This window comes from Azonexus sp. MM2026_4 (assembly GCF_055901855.1).
On sequence record NZ_CM148380.1, the window covers coordinates 370,488 to 387,959 of the forward strand.

A 17,472-nucleotide genomic window follows, 5' to 3' on the forward strand; every position below is an offset into this window, starting at 1 on the left:
TTTTCCCCCTGGTAACGGCGACCGCCGGGTCGCTTTGGTGCGCCATTATGCCGCAGCTTGCCGTCGGCTTTGCAAGCGGTGGTGTCACTGGGGGCGGGGATGGATCAGCGTTTGCCGGGGCGGACGTGGCTGGCACGACGCCAGCATGCCGGTGTCGCCAGCGCGTTGAGGTCCGGTCCCGCGTGATTGAAGATGGCTTGGGCGATCGCCTGCCGGTGGCGCTCGGCTTCGGAAATGCCGGCGAGGATGTCGAACCATTTTTGCAGCTGTTTCATGAATTGCTCCCGATACGGTAACTGGATAAACGAACAGTGGCTCTAGCGTAAAGCAAGACTGGTTATTTGTACAGTGGTCGGGGCTTGGCTTTTTTTTCCGGCGAAAAAAAGCCCGGCACAAGGCCGGGCGAAGCGTGTTGCGGAGGTGGTACTCGGGGTCAGCCGGCGTTGCGCAGCGCCAGGGTCCAGGCCTCCATGGCCTGGTTGGCGGGCGCCATGGGGGCTTCCATGAAGCTGATGACAAATTTGTCGCCGAGGTCGGCAATGCCGATCGAGCGGGGGCGCACGGCGAGGATCTGCGGGTTGGGCAGGGCAAAACCGAAGCAGAAGATGATATCGACGGCGGCCTGCAGGCCGGCCATGATTTCGCCGCCGATCCGGGTGGTATGAGCGAAGTGGTCGAAGACGCCGAGGAACTGGACTTTCGGGTTCTCGGCGATCTTCGCCTGGTAATACTCGACCAGCGCGGGAACCGAGGTGAAGGTGGTTTCCGTCTTGGCGATCTCGGCGACGAAGACCGGGTATTTATCGTTGAGCAGGGTTTGTTTCATGGCGAAGTTCGGAGGTGGGTGGGGGTTGCCAATGGCATGAGGCGGCGATTCTAGCAGAGCCCGGACGCGGCATCCAGCGCCTGCCGGCGCCTCCTTCAGTGCGCGTGTTCGTGAGCGTCGCAGCCGGCTTCCGGCGAACGGCTGAGTAGCTGTCCCCGCAGGAAATCGGCAACGGCGCGCTCCGGGTCGTCGAGGTCGGTGAGCAGGGGGCGGATGCCCAGGGCGAGCAGGCGCTGCTGGAGTCTGCCGCCCATGCCGCGGCTGATCAGCACGTCGATCCCGGCGAGCGCCCGGGGCAGTTCCTGGCTGGCGTGGAAGCTCTGATCGAGATCGAGTTCGACCAGGCGGCGACTGGCCACCCGTTCCTGTTCGACCTCGTAGATCCAGAACTTCCGGCACTTGCCGGCGTGCTCGGTGATGGTCTTGCGATTCTGGCTGGTGATGGCGATCTGCATGATTTTCCTTCAGTGGAATAGAAACGGGTTGCCAATCGCCTTGAGCCGGGCGAGCGCCAGCAGCAGCGCGATCAGGCAGGCAGGACCGGAAAGCGGCCAGTGCGCCAGCCAGTGGCGCGGGATGAAGCCGACCCCGCGCACGAAGCCGGCGCTCATGGCCCAGAACAGCAGCAGGGCTGCCGGGTGATCGGCCCTGCCGGCAGCGTCGGTGGCGAGACCGGGGAAGATGGTCAGTGCCGCCGTCAGCAGCAGGGCGAGGCCAAGCGGTAGCCAGGCCATGCCCGGCGTGGCGGCGGGCAGGGGGTTAGCGGGCATCGGAGGCGTCGTCCGCCGTTTGGCGGCTGTCTTCGTAGTCGCCCCAGAGCGCGTTGAGAATGGCGAGCAGTACGGCAAAGCCGATACCGAGTACCCAGGCGAAATACCACATGATGATTCCTTTCAGGTTTTGTCGAATTCGTCGCTGCCGATGATCAGACGGGTGTCGGTCAGATACCGGTGGGGCGGGATTTCGAGGTTGGTCGGCGCCGGCTTGTTCTTGAAGACACGGCCGGCAAAGTCGAAGGTCGACCCATGGCAGGGGCAGAGGAATCCCCCCGGCCAATCGGCGCCGAGTGCCGGGTCGCCCGGCGTGAAGGCGGCCGAGGGCGAACAGCCGAGATGGGTGCAGATGCCGATGGCAACCAGCATTTCCGGAACCCGTGAGCGGGTTTCGTTAGCGGCGTAGGCGGGCTGTTGCGTTGTTACTCCGGAAGCCGGGTCGGCCAGCATCGGCTCGGCCTTTTTCAGCGCGGCCAGCATTTCCGGTGTGCGGTTGAGGATCCATACCGGCTTGCCGCGCCATTCGACGACCATCATCGTGCCTGGCGCCAACTTGCCGATATCAACTTCCACCGGTGCGCCGGCCGCCAGTGCCCGTTCCGATGGCATCAGGCTGGAAACAAAGGGGACGATTGCCGCCAGCGTCAGCGCGCCGCCGACGCCGGCGGTGGCCATCATCCACTGGCGGCGGGCCGGGCTGTCACAGACGGTGAAGGATGTTCCCTGGCAGGTACAGGTGGTCATGGCGTTTTCCTCAGTAGGCAGCGTGGTCGTTTTCGCGGATGTAGGCCGCCGTGACCTTGCCGGCCATCACTTTGTACGCCCAGCTGGTGTAGGCGATGATGATCGGCATGAAGATCAGGGTGGCCCAGAGCATGATGTTCAGCGTCAGATGGCTGGAAACGCTGTCCCAGACGGTAAGGCCGGAACGCAGGTCGGTTGACGACGGCATCACGAAGGGGAACAGCGAGACACCGGCGGTGCCGATGACGCCGACGATGGCCAGCGACGAGGCGACGAAGGCGGCGAGCGTCGCACCATTGACCGCGAGCAGCATGGCGGCCAGCGTGCCGGCATAGGCCAGCGCCGGCAGGGCCATGGTGAGCGGGTACTTGCCGTAGTTGGCGAGCCAGGCACCGGGCTGGCGCACGACTTCCTTGTCCAGCGGATTGGGCAACGCGGCCGGGTCGGCGGCGGAAACAATGGCATAGCCGTCAATGCCCTGCCACAGCCAGATGCCGGCAGCCGAGAAGGCGAGCAGCAGGAGCACGCCAAAGATCAGCATGGACAGTTGCGCCCGCCGATAGACCGCGTCTTCGGTGCGGTGCATCAGGTAGACCGCGCCGTGGAAGGTGATCATCGCCGTCGATACCAGGCCGCAGAGCAGGGCGAAGGGGTTGAGCAAGGCCCAGAAGCTGCCGGTGTAGTAGGGCATCAGGTTTTCGGCAAAGTGGAAGGGAACGCCCTGGAAGAGGTTGCCGAAGGCGACGCCGAAGATCAGCGGCGGTACGGCACCGCCGACGAACAGACCCCAGTCCCAGGTGTTGCGCCAGGTCGGGTTGGCGATCTTGCTGCGGTAGTCGAAGCCGACCGGGCGGAAGAACAGTGCCCAGAGTACCGCCAGCATGGCCCAGTAGAAGCCGGAGAAGGCGGTGGCATAGACCAACGGCCAGGCGGCGAAGATGGCGCCGCCGCCGGTGATGAACCAGACCTGGTTGCCGTCCCAGTGCGGGCCGACGGTGTTGATGACGATGCGGCGCTCGACGTCGTTCTTGCCGACGAAGGGCAGCAGCGTGCCGACCCCCATGTCGTGGCCGTCCATGATGGCGAAGCCGACCAGCAGGACGCCGACCAGCAGCCACCAGATGAGTTTCAGGGTTGGGTAGTCAAATAGCATTTCTGTTCCTCAGGCGTGAACGGGTTCGTTGGCATAGCGGCCGGTGCCCAGGCTGCCCGGACCCTGCTTGGCGAAGCGCACCATCAGGTACATTTCGACGGCCAGCAGCAGCGTGTAGAAGCCGACGAAGCCGGCGAGCGAGCCGTACAGGCTGGCGGTCGACAAGGTCGATACCGAGAGGTGGGTGGGCAGTACGCCGTAGATGGTCCAGGGTTGCCGGCCGTATTCAGCGACGAACCAGCCCATCTCGCAGGACAGCCAGGGAATCGGCAGCATCCACAGCGCCCAGCGCAGCAGCCAGGGCTTGCTGGCGAAATTGCCCTTGATCGACGACCACATGGCAATGCCGAACAGCGCCAGCATCAGGAAGCCGAAGGCGACCATGATGCGGAAGGTCCAGAACAGCGGGGCGACGGCGGGGATGGTGTCGGCGACGGCGCGGTCGATCATTTCCGGCGTTGCCTGGCGCACGTCGACGATGTACTTCTTCAACAGCAGACCGAAGCCGAGATCCTCGACGTGCTTCTCGAACAGCGCCTTGGTTTCTGTGTCAGCCGGGTTCTTGCGCAGGGCTTCCAGCGCGGTGACGGCAATCTGGCCGGAAAGGATGCGTTCGCGGTTTTTCTCGCGGATTTCCTTGATGCCGGGAATCTGCTCATCGACCGAGCGGGTCGCCAGCAGGCCCATGACCCAGGGAATCTCGATCGCGAAGTCGTTCTTCATGGCCTTTTCGTTGGGCAGCGCAATCAGGTTGAACGAAGCCGGGGCCGGCTCGGTTTCCCACATTGCTTCCATCGCGGCGAGTTTGGTCTGCTGGGCTTCGCCGACGGTGTAGCCGGATTCGTCGCCGAGCACGATGACGGAGAGGATCGACGCCAGGCCGAAGGCGGCGCCGATGCGGAAGCTCTTCTTGGCAAATTCGGTATCGCGGCCGCGCAGCAGGTAAAAGGCCGAAATCGACAGGACGAACATGGCGCCGGTGACATAGCCGGCGGAAACGGTATGAACGAACTTGGCCTGGGCATCCGGGTTGAACAGCACGGCCCAGAAATCGACCATTTCCATGCGCATCGTCACGTAGCTGAATTCGGCGCCGACCGGGTTCTGCATCCAGCCGTTGGCGATCAGGATCCACAGTGCCGACAGATTGGTGCCGATGCCCATGAACAGGGTAACCAGCAGATGCTGGCGCCGCGACAGCCGATCCCAGCCGAAGAAGAACAGGCCGATCAGCGTCGATTCCAGGAAGAAGGCCATCAGCCCTTCAATGGCCAGTGGCGCGCCGAAGATGTCGCCGACGTAGTGCGAGTAGTAAGCCCAGTTGGTGCCGAACTGGAACTCCATGGTGATGCCGGTGGTGACGCCGAGCGCGAAGTTGATCCCGAACAGCTTGCCCCAGAAGCGGGTCATGTCCTTGTAGATGGTCTTGCCGGTCATCACGTAACAAGATTCCATGATGACGAGAATCCAGGTCATGCCGAGGGTGAGCGGCACGAACAGGAAGTGGTACATGGCGGTGATCGCGAACTGTAGTCGTGACAGGTCGACGAGCTGCTCACTGAGCATGGGGGTCTCCTTGCGGGGCGGTGGTGAAATGGCGGGCAGCGGTCGATGCGTTGACCGCGACCCGGACGTCGCGGATAAACAGCCACCAGATCGCCGTCAGGGCGATCAGCTTGACGATGACGAGGAGAATCAACTCGCGGCGCAGGCGTCGTTCGCGTTGGTTCATGAAAGGCCTCCGGTGTTTGCTTAACAGCTTTTACTTATCAAGAGTTGTGCCAGCTTTTTTTGCTCCGGAGGTGTTGTCCAAGTCATTGAAAGTAAATGGTTCGATAAAACCCCGTAGGGTTTTTCCAGGGGGTTGGTCTGCCATATGGCAGTGGTGTGTCAGTGACGTGGCAGTTTGTGGCAGAATGATCGGCAGTGAGCGAGCCCGGAGGCAAGGCATGTTGAGTGAATTGATTTCTTTCCTGACGACCCTGCCCGAGCCGCACATCCTGTGCGACCGGGAGAACCGCATCATTGCGGCCAACGATGCCTACCGGAGGATCTGGGTGGGCGAGCAGGAAGTGGTCGGTCGCAAGTGCTACGAGGTTTCGCATCGCTTCGACGTGCCCTGCAATCTTGCTGGTGAGTCTTGTCCGTTGCAGCGCAGCCTGCTTTCAGGGCAACGCGAGCGGGTGCTGCATCTGCACCACACCCCGGCTGGCGAAGTTTTTGAAAATATCGAACTGTCGCCGATTCGCGATGAAGGCGGCGAGATCGTCTATTACATCGAAAAGCTGGAACCGATACCCGGCGCGCGCAGCCAGGCCCATGTTCAGGGTTTGATCGGTCGCTCGCCGCCTTTTCTGCACATGATGGAAATGCTGGCCCGGGTGGCGCCTGCCGAGGCCGCCGTGTTGCTGCAAGGGGAATCGGGAACCGGCAAGGAGTTGGTCGCAGGCGCCATCCACCAGATGAGCAAGCGTGCCGAGCGGCCTTTCGTCGCGGTCGACTGTTCCGGATTGCCGGAAACGCTGTTCGAAAGCGAACTGTTCGGCCACGAACGGGGCGCCTTCACCGGCGCTTCGGCACGCAAGACCGGCCTGGTCGAGGCGGCTGCCGGCGGGACTCTGTTTCTCGACGAGGTCGGCGATATCCCGTTGACGATCCAGGTTAAATTGCTGCGCCTGCTGGAAACCGGCACCTATCGCCGGGTCGGTTCGCCGGAATTGCGCAAGGCGGAAATCCGCGTCATTTCGGCGACGCACCGCCCGCTTGCCGAAATGGTCGAGCAGGGCAGTTTCCGCCAGGATCTGTATTTTCGGCTCAATGTTTTCCCGATTTTCCTGCCGCCGCTGCGCGAGCGCGGCGAGGATATCCTGTTGCTTGCCGAGGCCTTGCTGGCGCGGGTCGCCGGCGACCGTTCGCTGAGTTTGTCCGGGGAAGCCAAAGCCTGTCTGGCGAGCTATCGCTACCCCGGCAATGTGCGGGAATTGCGCAATATCCTGGAGCGCGCCTGTCTGTTGTGCGACGGCGAGGTGATCCAGGCCGAGCACCTGCCGGGTCTGGACAAGGCACGCTTTGCGCTGCCGACCTTGGCAGCCCAGGCAGCGAAGCCGGTGCCGAGGCCCGAGCAGGAAATCCTGCTGCAGGCGCATGCCGGCAATCGCCGGGAACTGGCCGAGCGGCTCGGCATTTCCGAGCGAACCTTGTATCGGCGATTGCAGGCCTTGCGCAAGGTACAAGGATAGTTTTCTAAAATCGATTTTATTTGTTTAATCAATTGGATTGATTGGCGGCGCTTTTCTATGATCCTCCCTGTCGCAGCAATTCAACCCACCCGCTCAAGGAGAAAACTCATGTCCATCATCAATACCAAGATCAAGCCCTTCACCGTTCAGGCTTACCAGAACGGCAAGTTCATCACCGTTTCCGACGCCGACCTCAAGGGCAAGTGGTCGATCTTCTTCTTCTACCCGGCCGACTTCACCTTCGTCTGCCCGACCGAACTCGGCGACATGGCCGACGTTTATCCTGAATTCCAGAAGCTCGGCGTCGAAGTCTATTCGGTGTCCACCGACACCCACTTCACGCACAAGGCCTGGGCCGACGCTTCCGACACGATCCGCAAGATCCAGTACGTGATGCTCGGCGATCCGACCGGTACCGTCACCCGTAACTTCGACGTCATGATCGAATCCGAAGGCCTGGCGCTGCGCGGCACCTTCGTCGTCAATCCGGAAGGCGAAATCAAGGTCGCCGAAATCCACGACCTGGGCATCGGCCGTGACGCTTCCGAGCTGCTGCGCAAGGTCAAGGCCGCCCAGTACGTCGCCTCGCACCCGGGCGAAGTCTGCCCGGCCAAGTGGACGGAAGGCGCCGAAACCCTGAAACCGTCGCTCGATCTGGTCGGCAAGATCTGATCCTGACCACCGCCGGGCTAGCTGCTCGGCGGATGGCAGCGCAATGGCGCGTCGCAGCGCGCTATTGCCGTGCCATCCAATACCGCTAACAGGGAGAAAACCATGCTCGACAGCTCCATCAAGGAACAACTCAAGGCTTACCTCGAACGCTTGCAACGGCCGATCGAACTGGTCGCCGCCCTCGGCGACGACGCGAAATCGCAGGAGATGCGCGCGCTGCTCAACGACATCCTCGAATGCTCGGCCAAGGTCAGCCTGCGCGAGGAAGCGCATGCCCGCATCCCGTCTTTCGGCGTTGCCATCCCCGGCGAGGCCGCCCGCGTCCGTTTTGCCGGCTTGCCGATGGGCCACGAATTCACCTCGCTGGTACTGGCCCTGCTGCAGGTCGGCGGCTACCCGCCGAAGGTTGACCAGGCGGTGATCGAGCAGATCAAGGGCCTGGCCGGTTCCTTCGACTTCGAAATCTTCATCTCGCTGTCCTGTCACAACTGTCCGGACGTCGTCCAGGCGCTCAACCTGATGGCGGCGCTCAACCCGAATGTGACCAGCACGATGATCGACGGCGCGCTGTTCCAGGGCGAAGTGGATGCGCGGCAGATCATGGCGGTGCCGACCGTTTTCCTGAACGGCGCGGAATTCGGCCAGGGCCGGATGACGATCGAGGAAATCCTGGCCAAGGTCGATACCGGCGCCGCCGCCCGTGCCGCCGAGGAAATCGGCAACAAGGCGGCGTTCGACGTACTGGTCGTCGGCGGCGGACCGGCCGGTGCGGCGGCGGCGATCTACGCGGCACGCAAGGGCATCCGCACCGGCGTCGTCGCCGAGCGCTTCGGCGGCCAGGTGATGGACACGCTGGGCATCGAGAACTTCATCTCGGTCAAGGAAACCGAAGGGCCGAAGCTCGCCATGGCGCTGGAAGAACACGTCAAGGCCTACGAGGTGGACATCATGAACCTGCAGCGCGCGGCAAAGTTGGTGCCGGCCGCCGAGGAGGGCGGGCTGGTCGAGGTGCAGCTGGAAAACGGTGCGGCACTCAGGTCGAAGTCGGTGATCATCGCCACCGGCGCCCGCTGGCGCGAGATGAACGTGCCCGGCGAAAAGGAATACAAGGCCAAGGGCGTCTGCTTCTGCCCGCACTGCGACGGCCCGCTGTTCAAGGGCAAGCGCGTGGCGGTGATCGGCGGCGGCAACTCCGGCGTCGAGGCGGCGATCGACCTGGCCGGCATCGTCGCCCACGTCACGCTGCTCGAGTTCGCCGATACGCTGCGCGCCGACGCGGTGCTGCAGAAGAAGCTGTACAGCCTGCCCAACGTCACCGTGATCAAGTCGGCGCAGACCACCGAGGTCACCGGCGACGGCCAGAAGGTCAACGGCATCACCTACAAGGACCGCGTGTCCGGCGAGGAGAAGCACGTCGAACTCGAAGGCATCTTCGTCCAGATCGGCCTGTTGCCGGCGACCGACTGGCTGAAGGGGACGGTCAACCTGTCGCGTTTCGGCGAAATCGAGATCGACGCCCGGGGGCAGACCAGCGTGCCCGGTGTTTTTGCCGCCGGCGACTGTACGACGGTGCCCTACAAGCAGATCATCATCGCCATGGGGGCGGGGGCGACGGCGTCGTTGTCGGCCTTCGATCACCTGATCCGCAGCGCTAGCTGATCCGTCCGGCGGTATTGCCAAGCCCCTGCGCCAGCGGCGCGGGGGCGTTCGTTTTTCAACTCAACCCGGTGCTTTCATGAAAAAACTCCTGCTTTCCCTCGCCCTGGCATGCCTTGCCTTGCCGGTACTTGCCCAGGTTCCGTCCCTGCGCGCCGGCGATCCCGTGCCGGTGCTCAAGCTCAACGACCAGCACGACAAGCCGGCAGCGATCCCGGCCGACCTGCAGCAGCTCATCTTCGCCGCCGACAAGGCCGGTTCGGCGCTGGTCACCGAGTGGCTGGACAAGCAGCCGGCGGACTGGCTGGTGCGCACGAAGCGCGTCTATCTGGCCGACATCCACAAGATGCCCGGTTTGGTGACCCGGATGTTCGCCTTGCCGAAGTTGCGTGACAAACCCTACGCCATCGTTCTCGGACGCGAGGCTGGCGAACTGGCGATGTTCCCGCAGCGCGAGAACTGCGTGACGCTGCTGCCGGTGGCTGCCGGCAAGGTGGGCGAGGCGGCCTTTGCCTGCGATGCGAAGGGCTTGCAGCGGGCGCTGGAGTGAGTCTTTGGCGAGCTGCCCGGCGCTTGAAGCGAGCGAAGCGTTTAGCTGCGCGAGGGTAAAACGAGGTACGGAAAAAAGCTGGCGATCAAGCATGCCGCCTGATCGCCAGCGACAGGCGATCAGCAGCCGCCGGTACGCTTGAACGACTTGCTCTTGTTGCCGTTGCTGTCGTACTTGGCGCGGATTTCGTCGCCGTCCTGGATGCGCTTGTCCTTGAACTTGTCGAGCGTTTCCGTGTCGCTGATGTTGATGGCGACCGACTCGTTGGTTTTCACGTCCTTCAAGGTCGCTTCCGCCGACTTGCCGTCAGCTGCCATCTTGATCTTGGTGACGACACCGACCATCTTGACGTCGTCGGCCGAGGCCAGCGGGGAAACGCTCAGGACGGCCGCGCCAAGCACGATGGAAGCAAACAGTTGGGTCAGGTTCTTGCGCATAAACATAAAGTTCTCCTGTATCGAGGGGGTTAGAATTTCACATCAAAGGTTGCGTAGGCGTTGTAGGCCTTGGCAACCGGAGTCATCGGCAACAGCGTTGCCGAGGTCACGTCGGACATCCGGACAGGAGCACCCAGCCAACTGTTGCTGCCCGTGTAATGGAAGTCGTAGTACTGGAAGCCGAAACGGAAATAGGCCTTGGCCAAGCGCGACGAGAACGGCTTTTCGTCGAGTTCCTGAATGGCATAGATTTCATAGACGTTGCCGCGTGTTCCCAGCTTCGAAGTCCAGGCATCGGCAGCGGCGGGCGAGAAAGTGATCCAGTTCTTCGAACCGCGGTTGTACTCGAAGCCCAGCTTGGTCTTGGAAGGCAGGTCGTAACGCAAGCCCAGGTAAATTGCCGCCCCGGTCTTGTCGCGAGAATCCCCTGCCGCACCCAGTTGGCCGGTCAGCAGGCCGAGCCCGGCCATGGTCGCCGACGTGTTGCCATTGGGGTGAGTCCGGCTTATCCCCAGATCGGCAAACCAGTTCAGTTCGCCCGAGCCGACGCCCTTCAGCGTGCCGAGGGCGCCAGTACCGTACCAGTCGATGTCGCCGACATTGGTTTCCGGCTTCATGTTCATCTTCCACGCCGAGGCATAGAGCTTCGGCGAGTCGAAGACATTCATGCCGCGGCTCCATTGCAGCCAGAAACGCAACTTGTCGGTATCGATCGGCACGATGGACAGACCGAGCATGTCGGAGTCCTTGATCGAATTGCCGACCGGATTGCTGAAGCCGCTTTCGAAGCCGCGACCGTAGCAGATCTTGGCGAAGGCGCCCGGCAACTCGTCGATGTCCGGCGCCCAGCCCAGGGTCATGCCGTCGAAGGCATAATCCACCAGCAGCGCCGGGGCGCCGCCCGAGCCCGGCCGGGGATTGTTCTGGCGCAGATGGGACGGCGTGCCGTCGGTCGACGGGCGGCGACCGACCGAGAACCAGATGCCTTGATCGGCGATGTTGTTCCACGAGGCGTAAACCCGGTCGACGTTCAGGTAATTGCTCGAAGGAATGTGCCCGATCGTGCCATCGAAGACGCCGATCCGGTCGCCGAAGAAGCTGCCGGTTGCGCCGCTGTCGTCGTCGTTGCCGAAGGTCTTGTACATCAGCAGGCGGGCGCTGACCGAAATGTTTTCCGTCGCCCTGGCATTCAGGTTGAGGCCGAAGCGATTGGTGTACATCGAGCTGTTCTTCGGCGTGTAACTTGGCACGGCGCCGCCTGGCGAGGTGTAGGCCTTGGTCTTTCCGCTCAGGCGATCGACGCGGAACTGGTAGTCGCCGCCCACCGTCAGCCATTTGTCGAGCGAACGGTCCTCGTTCTTCTTGACCTTGTCCTTGATTTCGCCGACCGCGGCAACCGCCTGCTGGCTGGCTTGCTGGCTGGCCTCGATCTGCGCCTTCAACTGGGCCAGTTGCTGGGTCAGTGCCTCGACTTTCTGGAGCAGCTCCGCCTCGCTGGCGTGGACGGCAAACGGGAGAAACAGGCTGGCGATTGCGCCCGCCAGCCGTTTGCGCCCGAGGATGTTGCTTGTCATGTTATGTGTTCTCCCCATCATGGAATTACCGGCTCGCCTTGGCCGCCGGGGTTTCTTCGTGCTCGTGCGTCTCTTCCCAGCCGGTGATCATTGCCTTGATGTGGGCAAAGACGGTGTGGCCGGTGGTGGTCAGATAGACGTGGATGAAGAAGAAGGCCGCCATCAGGAAAGCGCCGGCGGTGTGCGCGACGGCGATCCATTCCAGCGACAGGTAGCGGTCGATGCCCAGTTGCTGCCAATTGCCGTAGAACAGGTAGAACAGCCCGGAAATCCAGATCAGCGGCGAGATGGCCGCCAGCAGCGCAAGGTAGGCCAGGCGCTGCAACGGGTTGTGCTTCTGCGCCGCGGTCTTGCGGAAGGGATGCGGGGCGCCCCGGAAAATGCCGAACAGGTAGTAGTTGACCATTGCCAGCACGTTCTTCAACGAAGGCAGGTACTGCCGCCATTCGCCGGTGGTGAACTGCCAGAAGATGGTGAAGGCCCACAGGGTCAGCAAGGTCCAGGCGGCCAGCGTATGCAGTTGGACGGCTTTCTGGAAGCCGATCAGGGCGTAGGTGCCGTGCACCTCGAAGCCGGTGATCAGCATGCCGATGATCAGGAAGGCCTGCGACCAGTGCCAGAAGCGCTCGTAGCGCTTGTAGATGTAGATGCGTTCACCGCTCATGATTGGTTTTCCTTTTTGCGACGGGTGATGATGCGGACCAGGCCGTGGATCAGTCCGCCGCCAATGGCGCCGACGATGGCCAGGCCGCCGAACAGGTTGACCAGGGGGTTGTGGTCGCGGCCCGGCATGTAGATGCCGGTGATCGACGCCAGCCGGCCGTCATTCGCGCGGGTATGGCATTCCGCGCAGGGAACGGCTTTTTCCTTGGGCGCGACCATGTGGGTGATCGGCCACATGCTGCGCGTTTCGACGAAGTCGAACTTGCCACCGAAAGTCCTGCCGACCGACGCGGCGCCGGCCGTGAACGCCTTGTTCCAGTCGAGATTGGTCCAGAACGCGCTGTCGTCGTTGCCGGCCAGATGGGTGACCATCAGCGTCTTCCGTTCCGCGTCGTATGGCTGCTTGCCCTTGAACAGCTTGACCGGCCAGATCATCGACTTACCGTCGCTGGCGCTGCCTTCGAACTTGTTGATGTAAATCGGTTGGTCGCTCTTCTCGAACTTGTCGTCGGGCAGCGTGTATTTGACGGTGCCGTTGAACCAGGTGTACTCCGGCCTGACGTTTTCGCCGTAGACGAAGTCGCCCTTGGTGCCCAGGTAAACCGTATGCCCTTCGTCGTTCTTGACGACCAGCGGCTTGCCGTCCTGGCCACGCTTGCCGGCGGTGGACCAGTCCCATTCCATCTTGGTGGGAACGTCACCTCGGGCAAAGGCCGGGATATGGCAGGTCTGACAGGCCAGCTTCTTGGTGTGGTCGTTCAGCTTGGCCATTGTCTTGTGCGGCGCCTGACCGTGGCAGGACTGGCAAGTGCTCGGATTGTCGCGGTCATGTTTGCCACGCATCTCGGCGGGCTTCTTGTCCATCGCGGTCGGTGTGTAGCGGCTGCCGGGAACCTGGTGGCTGTCGGTCTTGTGGCAGGTGGCGCAGGTGAAATTGCCGCCATCGGGCGACATGTGGACGTCGAGTGCCATTTCCGGGCTGTCGAGCGAACTGTCGAGGTCGCCGTGCTTGACGCCGTCGCCGCCGCCGCCGTTGTAATGGCAGGTGCCGCAGTTCTGCCGGCGGGTTTTGCCGACTTTCTGGGCGATGTTGCTCAGATCGATACCCTTGACGATCTTGCCGGAGCCGGGCGGATACTCGGTGTCCTTGGTCACCGGGTTGCCGTAGAAACCCGAGGGTTTCTTGTAGCGACCGGTCTGGTCGTGGCAAACCAGACAGTTGACGTTGTTTTCAGAACTCAGGTCGAAATTCTTGTTTTCCGTGCCATAGCCGATGTGGCAGGTAGCGCAGAAGTTGTAGTTGGAGTCGGCCGAGGTGCAGAAGTTGTTGATCAGGTTTTTCTTGCCGAGCTTCTGGCCGGTTTCGGGATTGCTGTACTCCCAGGTCCAGTGCTTCGTCAGGTGAACCTGTTTGGCGGCTTCAGTGTGACAGCTCAGGCAGGCCTTGGTCACTTCGGGGCCGGAGGCGAACGGGCCCTTGAGTGCTTCGAGCTTGCTGTGGTCGGTCGTGGATGCGGGAGCCTTGACGGCATTGGCGGCTGGCGGTGCCGGCTCCTGGGTGCCGTGCGCAAATAGTGCGCAGAACGACAGGCAGGCGCCGACAACAAAGTGCACATGAAACTTCATGTGATTCCTCGGACTTTGTAGGTGGCGCGAGAGGCCGGCCTCCCCAAGCCGGAACATCCCGCAATCGCAGGCTTGCCAGTCTTTTAGTATAAGTAAATTATAATATTTTGCAAGAGAAATGGTTGCCCAATGCGAAATGAATTTCCGGAAATAAATCTTTCCCGAATTTCGTTGGAGGGCTTGAAATCTTGCCGGAGCGGCCGTAATTGAAGCTGTGAAGTCCAATTAAGGAGTCACCTCATGAACATCGTCTACGACAGCGAACATTTCTCGGTAATGGCCTATCCGTCTTGCCAGGGCTTCGAGTTGGTGGACAAGGACAGCCGGCGCATGTTGTTCCTGCACGGTATCGAGGCTTGGAGTTTCCGCGCGGCGATCGACGGAATTCCCGAAGCGGCGCGCGATGTCGAAACCATCGACGCCTTTCTCGATGAATACTGCAGCGGTGCCGCAACACCGATCATCTATCACTGACGTGCTAGAATCGCGGCCATTCTTTTAACGAATCCGAGGTTCGCAACATGGCTGTCGTCGATAGAGTGTACGTCTCCGATCACACGCGCTGGATGAACGAGATGCTGGAAAAGAATCCGCAGTGGGTGGCCGACCAGAAGGCCGGGCGCGCACTGTGGTGGGACAAGCCGCAGGATGTCGAAACGACGGCGCGCAACGCCGAATCGAAGGTGGCGCACAAGGCCTATCCTTACGACATCAATTTCTTCGGCGAATAAGCAGCAGTCGTTCTGCCAATGAAAAAGCCGGGGTCGCGACCCCGGCTTTTTTGTGCGCGCGATGCCGGTCAGCCGGTCAGCGGTTTGACCACGCGTTTGACCGCGGTGTCTTCCGGGTGCGGGTGGATGGTGAAGCCGAGGCTGGTCATCAGGCGGAACATCTTGGTGTTGGTCGACAGCACGTCGCCGACGACGGCACGGTAGCCCTTGGTGCGGGCGCAGTCGATCAGCGCCGTCATCAGCTTGCGGCCGACGCCGTGCTTCTGCCAGTCGTCGCCGACGGCGAGCGCGAATTCGACCGATTCACCGTCCGGGTTGAGGACGTAACGGGCGACGCCGATCTGCTTCTCCTTGCCCGTTTCGTCATCGGTGATGGTCGCCACCAGCGCCATCTCGCGGTCGTAGTCGATCTGCGTGAAGCGCACCAGCATGGTCTGGGTCAGTTCGCGCAGGGTATCCATGAAGCGGTAGTAGCGCGATTCGTCGGACATCGCCTTGACGAATTCCTGTTCCAGGTCGGCGTCTTCCGGGCGGATCGGGCGGACGGTGACGACCTGGCCGTCGTTCATCGTCCATTCCTGGACCAGATGCACCGGGTAGGGGTAGATCGCCATGTGCGCGTAGCGGTCGCCGTTGTTGTTGCTGGCATGGTCGATGACGATGCGGGCGTCGGCGGCGATCGCGCCGTGCTCGTCGACAATCAGCGGGTTGAGGTCCATCTCGATGATCCACGGTAGTTCGCAGACCATTTCCGAGATGCAGAGCAGGACTTCCTTGAGCGCCTCGCGGTTGACCGGCGGCATGTTGTGGAACTGGTCGAGGATCTTGGCGGTGCGCGTCGAGTCGATCAGGTCCTTGGCCAGGAACTTGTTCAGCGGCGGCAGGGCGACCGAGCGGTCGCTGAAGATTTCATTGTCGAAACCGCCGGCGCCGAAGGTGATGACCGGGCCGAAGATCGGGTCGCGCAGGACGCCGATCATGATTTCGCGGCCGTGCGGCCGGGACAGGAAGGGCTCGATCGAGACGCCGTTGATCTTGGCGTCCGGGTTGCGTTTCTGCACCGTTTCGATGATGTCGTGGTAGGCGTTGCGTACCGCCGGCGCATTCTGGATGTTGAGGCGGACGCCGCCGGCGTCGGACTTGTGCGGCAGGTCCGGCGAATCGACCTTCATCGCCACCGGGAAACCGATCTGCTCGGCCAGTAGCAGCGCTTCGGTGGCGGTGCGGGCGACCATGGTCTGGGCGACCGGCACCTTGAAGGCGCGCAGGATCGCCTTCGATTCCATTTCCGACAGCACCTTGCGTCGTTCGGCGAGCAGGGCCTCGATCAGCATCTTGGCGCCTTCGGCCTCCGGGCGGTTGTGCTGGCGCGTCGGCTCCGGCGTCTGCAGCAGCAGCTTCTGGTTGCGGTAGTACTTGGAGATGTGGTGGAACAGCTCGATCGCCGTTTCCGGCATGCGGAAGGCCGGGATGCCCGAGTCTTCGAGCAGCTTGCGCGACTCGGCAACCTGCGCCTCGCCCATCCAGCAGCAGATGATGCGGCGGTTGAGCTTGTCGGAGATCGAGATGATGGCCTGGGCGACGCCGAGCGGGTCGGTCATCGCCTGCGGCGAGAGCATGACCAGCGTGCTGTCCACGTTCGGGTCCTGGGCGATCGACAGCAGGGCATCGCGATAGCGTTCCGGTGTCGCGTCGCCGCCGATGTCGATCGGGTTGCTGTGCGACCAGTTGGCCGGCAGCACCTTGTTCAGGTTGCCCATCGTCTCGGGCGACAGCTCGGCGAGCGGAATGCCGAGGTCGCCGGCGCGGTCGGCGGCCATCGCGCCCGGTCCGCCGCCGTTGGTGATGATCGCCAGGCGGTCGCCCTGCGGCCGGAACTTGGAAGCCAGCGCCTTGGCGGCGTAGAACAGCTGGCCGACGTTCTTGACGCGGACGACGCCGGCACGGCGCACGGCGGCGTCGAAGACGGTGTCGGAGACGGCGGCCATGCCGGAGTGGACGCGGGCGGCGTGCGAGCCGGCCTCGTGGCGACCGGCCTTCAACAGGATGATCGGCTTGATCCGTGCCGCCGAACGCAGGGCGCTCATGAAGCGGCGGGCGTTGCGGATGCCTTCCACGTACATCAGGATGTAGTGGGTACGATTGTCGTAGATCAGGTAATCGAGGATCTCGCCGAAATCGACGTCGGCGGTCATGCCCAGCGAAATCACCGAGGAGAAGCCGACCTGGTTGGCCTTGGCCCAGTCCAGCACGGCCGAGCACATGGCGCCCGATTGCGAGACCAGGGCGAGGTTGCCGGGGTCGGCGGAAATCTTGGTGAAGGTGGCGTTCAGCCCGAGTTCGGGGCGAATGATGCCCAGACAGTTGGGGCCGAGAACGCGCACGTTGTAGGAACGGGCGATCTCCATCGCCTTGCGCTCGAGCGCGGCACCGATGTGGCCGGCTTCCGAGAAGCCGGAAGCGATGACGATGACGTTGCGTACGCCGCTGCGCCCGCATTGTTCGATGAGTTGCGGTACCGTCTGCGGCCGGGTGGCGATCACCGCCATCTCGACGCGGGCGCCGATTTCCTCGATCGACTTGTAGGCCGGCTGGCCCTGAATTGTTTCGTGCTTGGGATTGATCGCATACAGCCGACCCTTGTAGCCCGAACCGAGGATGTTCTTGAAGATGACGTTGCCGACCGAGTTCTCGCGGTCGGAGGCGCCGATCACGGCAACCGACTTCGGCTCGAAGAGCGCGGTGAGATAGTGCTGTTCCAACATGGCTGGTCTCGCTTAAGGCGATGATATTTTAGGGATGGTGCAGTGCGGTATTCTCGCATGGCT

The 17,472-nt window shown here is 62.5% G+C and carries 20 protein-coding genes; 6 read left to right on the forward strand and 14 right to left on the reverse strand.

Annotated features, from left to right (window positions below; genetic code table 11):
- Positions 1 to 104: 104 nt before the first annotated feature.
- The 9 genes from AC0KWY_RS01670 to cydP form a co-directional block, all read right to left on the reverse strand.
- Positions 105 to 275, reverse strand: a complete 171-nt coding sequence (locus AC0KWY_RS01670; RefSeq protein WP_474027927.1) for a hypothetical protein — start codon at positions 273 to 275, stop codon at positions 105 to 107.
- A 158-nt stretch (positions 276 to 433) separates the two neighbouring features.
- Positions 434 to 826, reverse strand: a complete 393-nt coding sequence (locus AC0KWY_RS01675; RefSeq protein ID WP_474027928.1) for a DUF6858 family protein — start codon at positions 824 to 826, stop codon at positions 434 to 436.
- A gap of 95 nt (positions 827 to 921) precedes the next feature.
- Positions 922 to 1,281 carry a NifB/NifX family molybdenum-iron cluster-binding protein gene (locus AC0KWY_RS01680; RefSeq protein ID WP_474027929.1) on the reverse strand — a complete coding sequence of 120 codons (360 nt, stop codon included), beginning with the start codon at positions 1,279 to 1,281 and terminating at the stop codon, positions 922 to 924.
- A gap of 9 nt (positions 1,282 to 1,290) precedes the next feature.
- Complete coding sequence (locus tag AC0KWY_RS01685; protein WP_474027930.1) at positions 1,291 to 1,596, reverse strand: cyd operon YbgE family protein; 306 nt, start codon at positions 1,594 to 1,596, stop codon at positions 1,291 to 1,293.
- Positions 1,586 to 1,708 (reverse strand): cytochrome bd-I oxidase subunit CydX, encoded by a 123-nt coding sequence (gene cydX / locus AC0KWY_RS01690; protein ID WP_474027931.1) that lies wholly within the window; start codon positions 1,706 to 1,708, stop codon positions 1,586 to 1,588. Before cydX ends, AC0KWY_RS01685 begins: the two co-directional genes overlap by 11 nt.
- A gap of 11 nt (positions 1,709 to 1,719) precedes the next feature.
- The gene (gene petA, locus AC0KWY_RS01695) at positions 1,720 to 2,343 is read right to left on the reverse strand and encodes a ubiquinol-cytochrome c reductase iron-sulfur subunit (RefSeq protein WP_474027932.1); all 624 of its coding nucleotides are present in this window, start codon (positions 2,341 to 2,343) and stop codon (positions 1,720 to 1,722) included.
- A 10-nt stretch (positions 2,344 to 2,353) separates the two neighbouring features.
- A complete protein-coding gene (cydB, locus tag AC0KWY_RS01700) occupies positions 2,354 to 3,496 on the reverse strand; it encodes a cytochrome d ubiquinol oxidase subunit II (protein WP_474027933.1) in 1,143 nt (380 codons plus the stop codon).
- 9 nt (positions 3,497 to 3,505) lie between these two features.
- Entirely contained in the window at positions 3,506 to 5,062 is a 1,557-nt protein-coding gene (locus tag AC0KWY_RS01705; RefSeq protein ID WP_474027934.1) for a cytochrome ubiquinol oxidase subunit I, read from the reverse strand.
- Positions 5,052 to 5,228 (reverse strand): cytochrome oxidase putative small subunit CydP, encoded by a 177-nt coding sequence (cydP, locus tag AC0KWY_RS01710; RefSeq protein WP_474027935.1) that lies wholly within the window; start codon positions 5,226 to 5,228, stop codon positions 5,052 to 5,054. The genes AC0KWY_RS01705 and cydP overlap by 11 nt, the downstream gene beginning before the upstream one ends.
- A 217-nt stretch (positions 5,229 to 5,445) precedes the next feature.
- Here cydP and AC0KWY_RS01715 point away from each other — a divergent pair, with 217 nt between their 5' ends.
- From AC0KWY_RS01715 to AC0KWY_RS01730, 4 genes are all read left to right on the forward strand, one after another.
- Positions 5,446 to 6,735, forward strand: coding sequence for a sigma-54 interaction domain-containing protein (locus tag AC0KWY_RS01715; protein ID WP_474027936.1), 1,290 nt, complete (start codon positions 5,446 to 5,448; stop codon positions 6,733 to 6,735).
- 108 nt (positions 6,736 to 6,843) lie between these two features.
- On the forward strand, positions 6,844 to 7,407 hold the full coding sequence (ahpC, locus tag AC0KWY_RS01720) for an alkyl hydroperoxide reductase subunit C (protein WP_474027937.1): 564 nt from the start codon (positions 6,844 to 6,846) through the stop codon (positions 7,405 to 7,407).
- A gap of 102 nt (positions 7,408 to 7,509) precedes the next feature.
- Positions 7,510 to 9,066 carry an alkyl hydroperoxide reductase subunit F gene (gene ahpF / locus AC0KWY_RS01725; RefSeq protein ID WP_474027938.1) on the forward strand — a complete coding sequence of 519 codons (1,557 nt, stop codon included), beginning with the start codon at positions 7,510 to 7,512 and terminating at the stop codon, positions 9,064 to 9,066.
- A 76-nt stretch (positions 9,067 to 9,142) separates the two neighbouring features.
- Positions 9,143 to 9,613 (forward strand): hypothetical protein, encoded by a 471-nt coding sequence (locus AC0KWY_RS01730; RefSeq protein WP_474027939.1) that lies wholly within the window; start codon positions 9,143 to 9,145, stop codon positions 9,611 to 9,613.
- A gap of 119 nt (positions 9,614 to 9,732) precedes the next feature.
- On the opposite strand, the gene AC0KWY_RS01735 is transcribed toward AC0KWY_RS01730, so the two are convergent.
- Genes AC0KWY_RS01735 through AC0KWY_RS01750 form a run of 4 tightly spaced genes read right to left on the reverse strand, consistent with a single transcriptional unit; the run spans position 9,733 to position 13,913 of the window.
- Positions 9,733 to 10,056, reverse strand: coding sequence for a hypothetical protein (locus AC0KWY_RS01735; protein ID WP_474027940.1), 324 nt, complete (start codon positions 10,054 to 10,056; stop codon positions 9,733 to 9,735).
- Between the two features lie 23 nt (positions 10,057 to 10,079).
- The gene (locus tag AC0KWY_RS01740) at positions 10,080 to 11,624 is read right to left on the reverse strand and encodes a DUF3373 domain-containing protein (RefSeq protein ID WP_474027941.1); all 1,545 of its coding nucleotides are present in this window, start codon (positions 11,622 to 11,624) and stop codon (positions 10,080 to 10,082) included.
- A gap of 25 nt (positions 11,625 to 11,649) precedes the next feature.
- Positions 11,650 to 12,288: a cytochrome b/b6 domain-containing protein gene (locus AC0KWY_RS01745; protein WP_474027942.1), complete on the reverse strand. Its 639-nt coding sequence runs from the start codon at positions 12,286 to 12,288 to the stop codon at positions 11,650 to 11,652.
- Positions 12,285 to 13,913 carry a tetrathionate reductase family octaheme c-type cytochrome gene (locus AC0KWY_RS01750; RefSeq protein WP_474027943.1) on the reverse strand — a complete coding sequence of 543 codons (1,629 nt, stop codon included), beginning with the start codon at positions 13,911 to 13,913 and terminating at the stop codon, positions 12,285 to 12,287. The genes AC0KWY_RS01745 and AC0KWY_RS01750 overlap by 4 nt, the downstream gene beginning before the upstream one ends.
- Positions 13,914 to 14,153: 240 nt before the next feature.
- Between AC0KWY_RS01750 and AC0KWY_RS01755 the strand changes: the two genes are divergently transcribed.
- The gene (locus tag AC0KWY_RS01755; protein ID WP_474027944.1) at positions 14,154 to 14,387 is read left to right on the forward strand and encodes a DUF3567 family protein; all 234 of its coding nucleotides are present in this window, start codon (positions 14,154 to 14,156) and stop codon (positions 14,385 to 14,387) included.
- A gap of 47 nt (positions 14,388 to 14,434) precedes the next feature.
- Entirely contained in the window at positions 14,435 to 14,644 is a 210-nt protein-coding gene (locus tag AC0KWY_RS01760; RefSeq protein WP_474027945.1) for a DUF3460 family protein, read from the forward strand.
- A gap of 68 nt (positions 14,645 to 14,712) precedes the next feature.
- On the opposite strand, the gene AC0KWY_RS01765 is transcribed toward AC0KWY_RS01760, so the two are convergent.
- Positions 14,713 to 17,409: a bifunctional acetate--CoA ligase family protein/GNAT family N-acetyltransferase gene (locus AC0KWY_RS01765; protein ID WP_474027946.1), complete on the reverse strand. Its 2,697-nt coding sequence runs from the start codon at positions 17,407 to 17,409 to the stop codon at positions 14,713 to 14,715.
- Between the last annotated feature and the right edge of the window lie 63 nt (positions 17,410 to 17,472).

Coding starts and splice junctions, on each gene's coding strand:
- AC0KWY_RS01670 (WP_474027927.1), bottom strand. CDS start 275: ATGAAACAGCTGCAAAAATGGTTCGACATCCTCGCCGGCATTTCCGAA.
- AC0KWY_RS01675 (WP_474027928.1), bottom strand. CDS start 826: ATGAAACAAACCCTGCTCAACGATAAATACCCGGTCTTCGTCGCCGAG.
- AC0KWY_RS01680 (WP_474027929.1), bottom strand. CDS start 1,281: ATGCAGATCGCCATCACCAGCCAGAATCGCAAGACCATCACCGAGCAC.
- AC0KWY_RS01685 (WP_474027930.1), bottom strand. CDS start 1,596: ATGCCCGCTAACCCCCTGCCCGCCGCCACGCCGGGCATGGCCTGGCTA.
- cydX (WP_474027931.1), bottom strand. CDS start 1,708: ATGTGGTATTTCGCCTGGGTACTCGGTATCGGCTTTGCCGTACTGCTC.
- petA (WP_474027932.1), bottom strand. CDS start 2,343: ATGACCACCTGTACCTGCCAGGGAACATCCTTCACCGTCTGTGACAGC.
- cydB (WP_474027933.1), bottom strand. CDS start 3,496: ATGCTATTTGACTACCCAACCCTGAAACTCATCTGGTGGCTGCTGGTC.
- AC0KWY_RS01705 (WP_474027934.1), bottom strand. CDS start 5,062: ATGCTCAGTGAGCAGCTCGTCGACCTGTCACGACTACAGTTCGCGATC.
- cydP (WP_474027935.1), bottom strand. CDS start 5,228: ATGAACCAACGCGAACGACGCCTGCGCCGCGAGTTGATTCTCCTCGTC.
- AC0KWY_RS01715 (WP_474027936.1), top strand. CDS start 5,446: ATGTTGAGTGAATTGATTTCTTTCCTGACGACCCTGCCCGAGCCGCAC.
- ahpC (WP_474027937.1), top strand. CDS start 6,844: ATGTCCATCATCAATACCAAGATCAAGCCCTTCACCGTTCAGGCTTAC.
- ahpF (WP_474027938.1), top strand. CDS start 7,510: ATGCTCGACAGCTCCATCAAGGAACAACTCAAGGCTTACCTCGAACGC.
- AC0KWY_RS01730 (WP_474027939.1), top strand. CDS start 9,143: ATGAAAAAACTCCTGCTTTCCCTCGCCCTGGCATGCCTTGCCTTGCCG.
- AC0KWY_RS01735 (WP_474027940.1), bottom strand. CDS start 10,056: ATGTTTATGCGCAAGAACCTGACCCAACTGTTTGCTTCCATCGTGCTT.
- AC0KWY_RS01740 (WP_474027941.1), bottom strand. CDS start 11,624: ATGACAAGCAACATCCTCGGGCGCAAACGGCTGGCGGGCGCAATCGCC.
- AC0KWY_RS01745 (WP_474027942.1), bottom strand. CDS start 12,288: ATGAGCGGTGAACGCATCTACATCTACAAGCGCTACGAGCGCTTCTGG.
- AC0KWY_RS01750 (WP_474027943.1), bottom strand. CDS start 13,913: ATGAAGTTTCATGTGCACTTTGTTGTCGGCGCCTGCCTGTCGTTCTGC.
- AC0KWY_RS01755 (WP_474027944.1), top strand. CDS start 14,154: ATGAACATCGTCTACGACAGCGAACATTTCTCGGTAATGGCCTATCCG.
- AC0KWY_RS01760 (WP_474027945.1), top strand. CDS start 14,435: ATGGCTGTCGTCGATAGAGTGTACGTCTCCGATCACACGCGCTGGATG.
- AC0KWY_RS01765 (WP_474027946.1), bottom strand. CDS start 17,409: ATGTTGGAACAGCACTATCTCACCGCGCTCTTCGAGCCGAAGTCGGTT.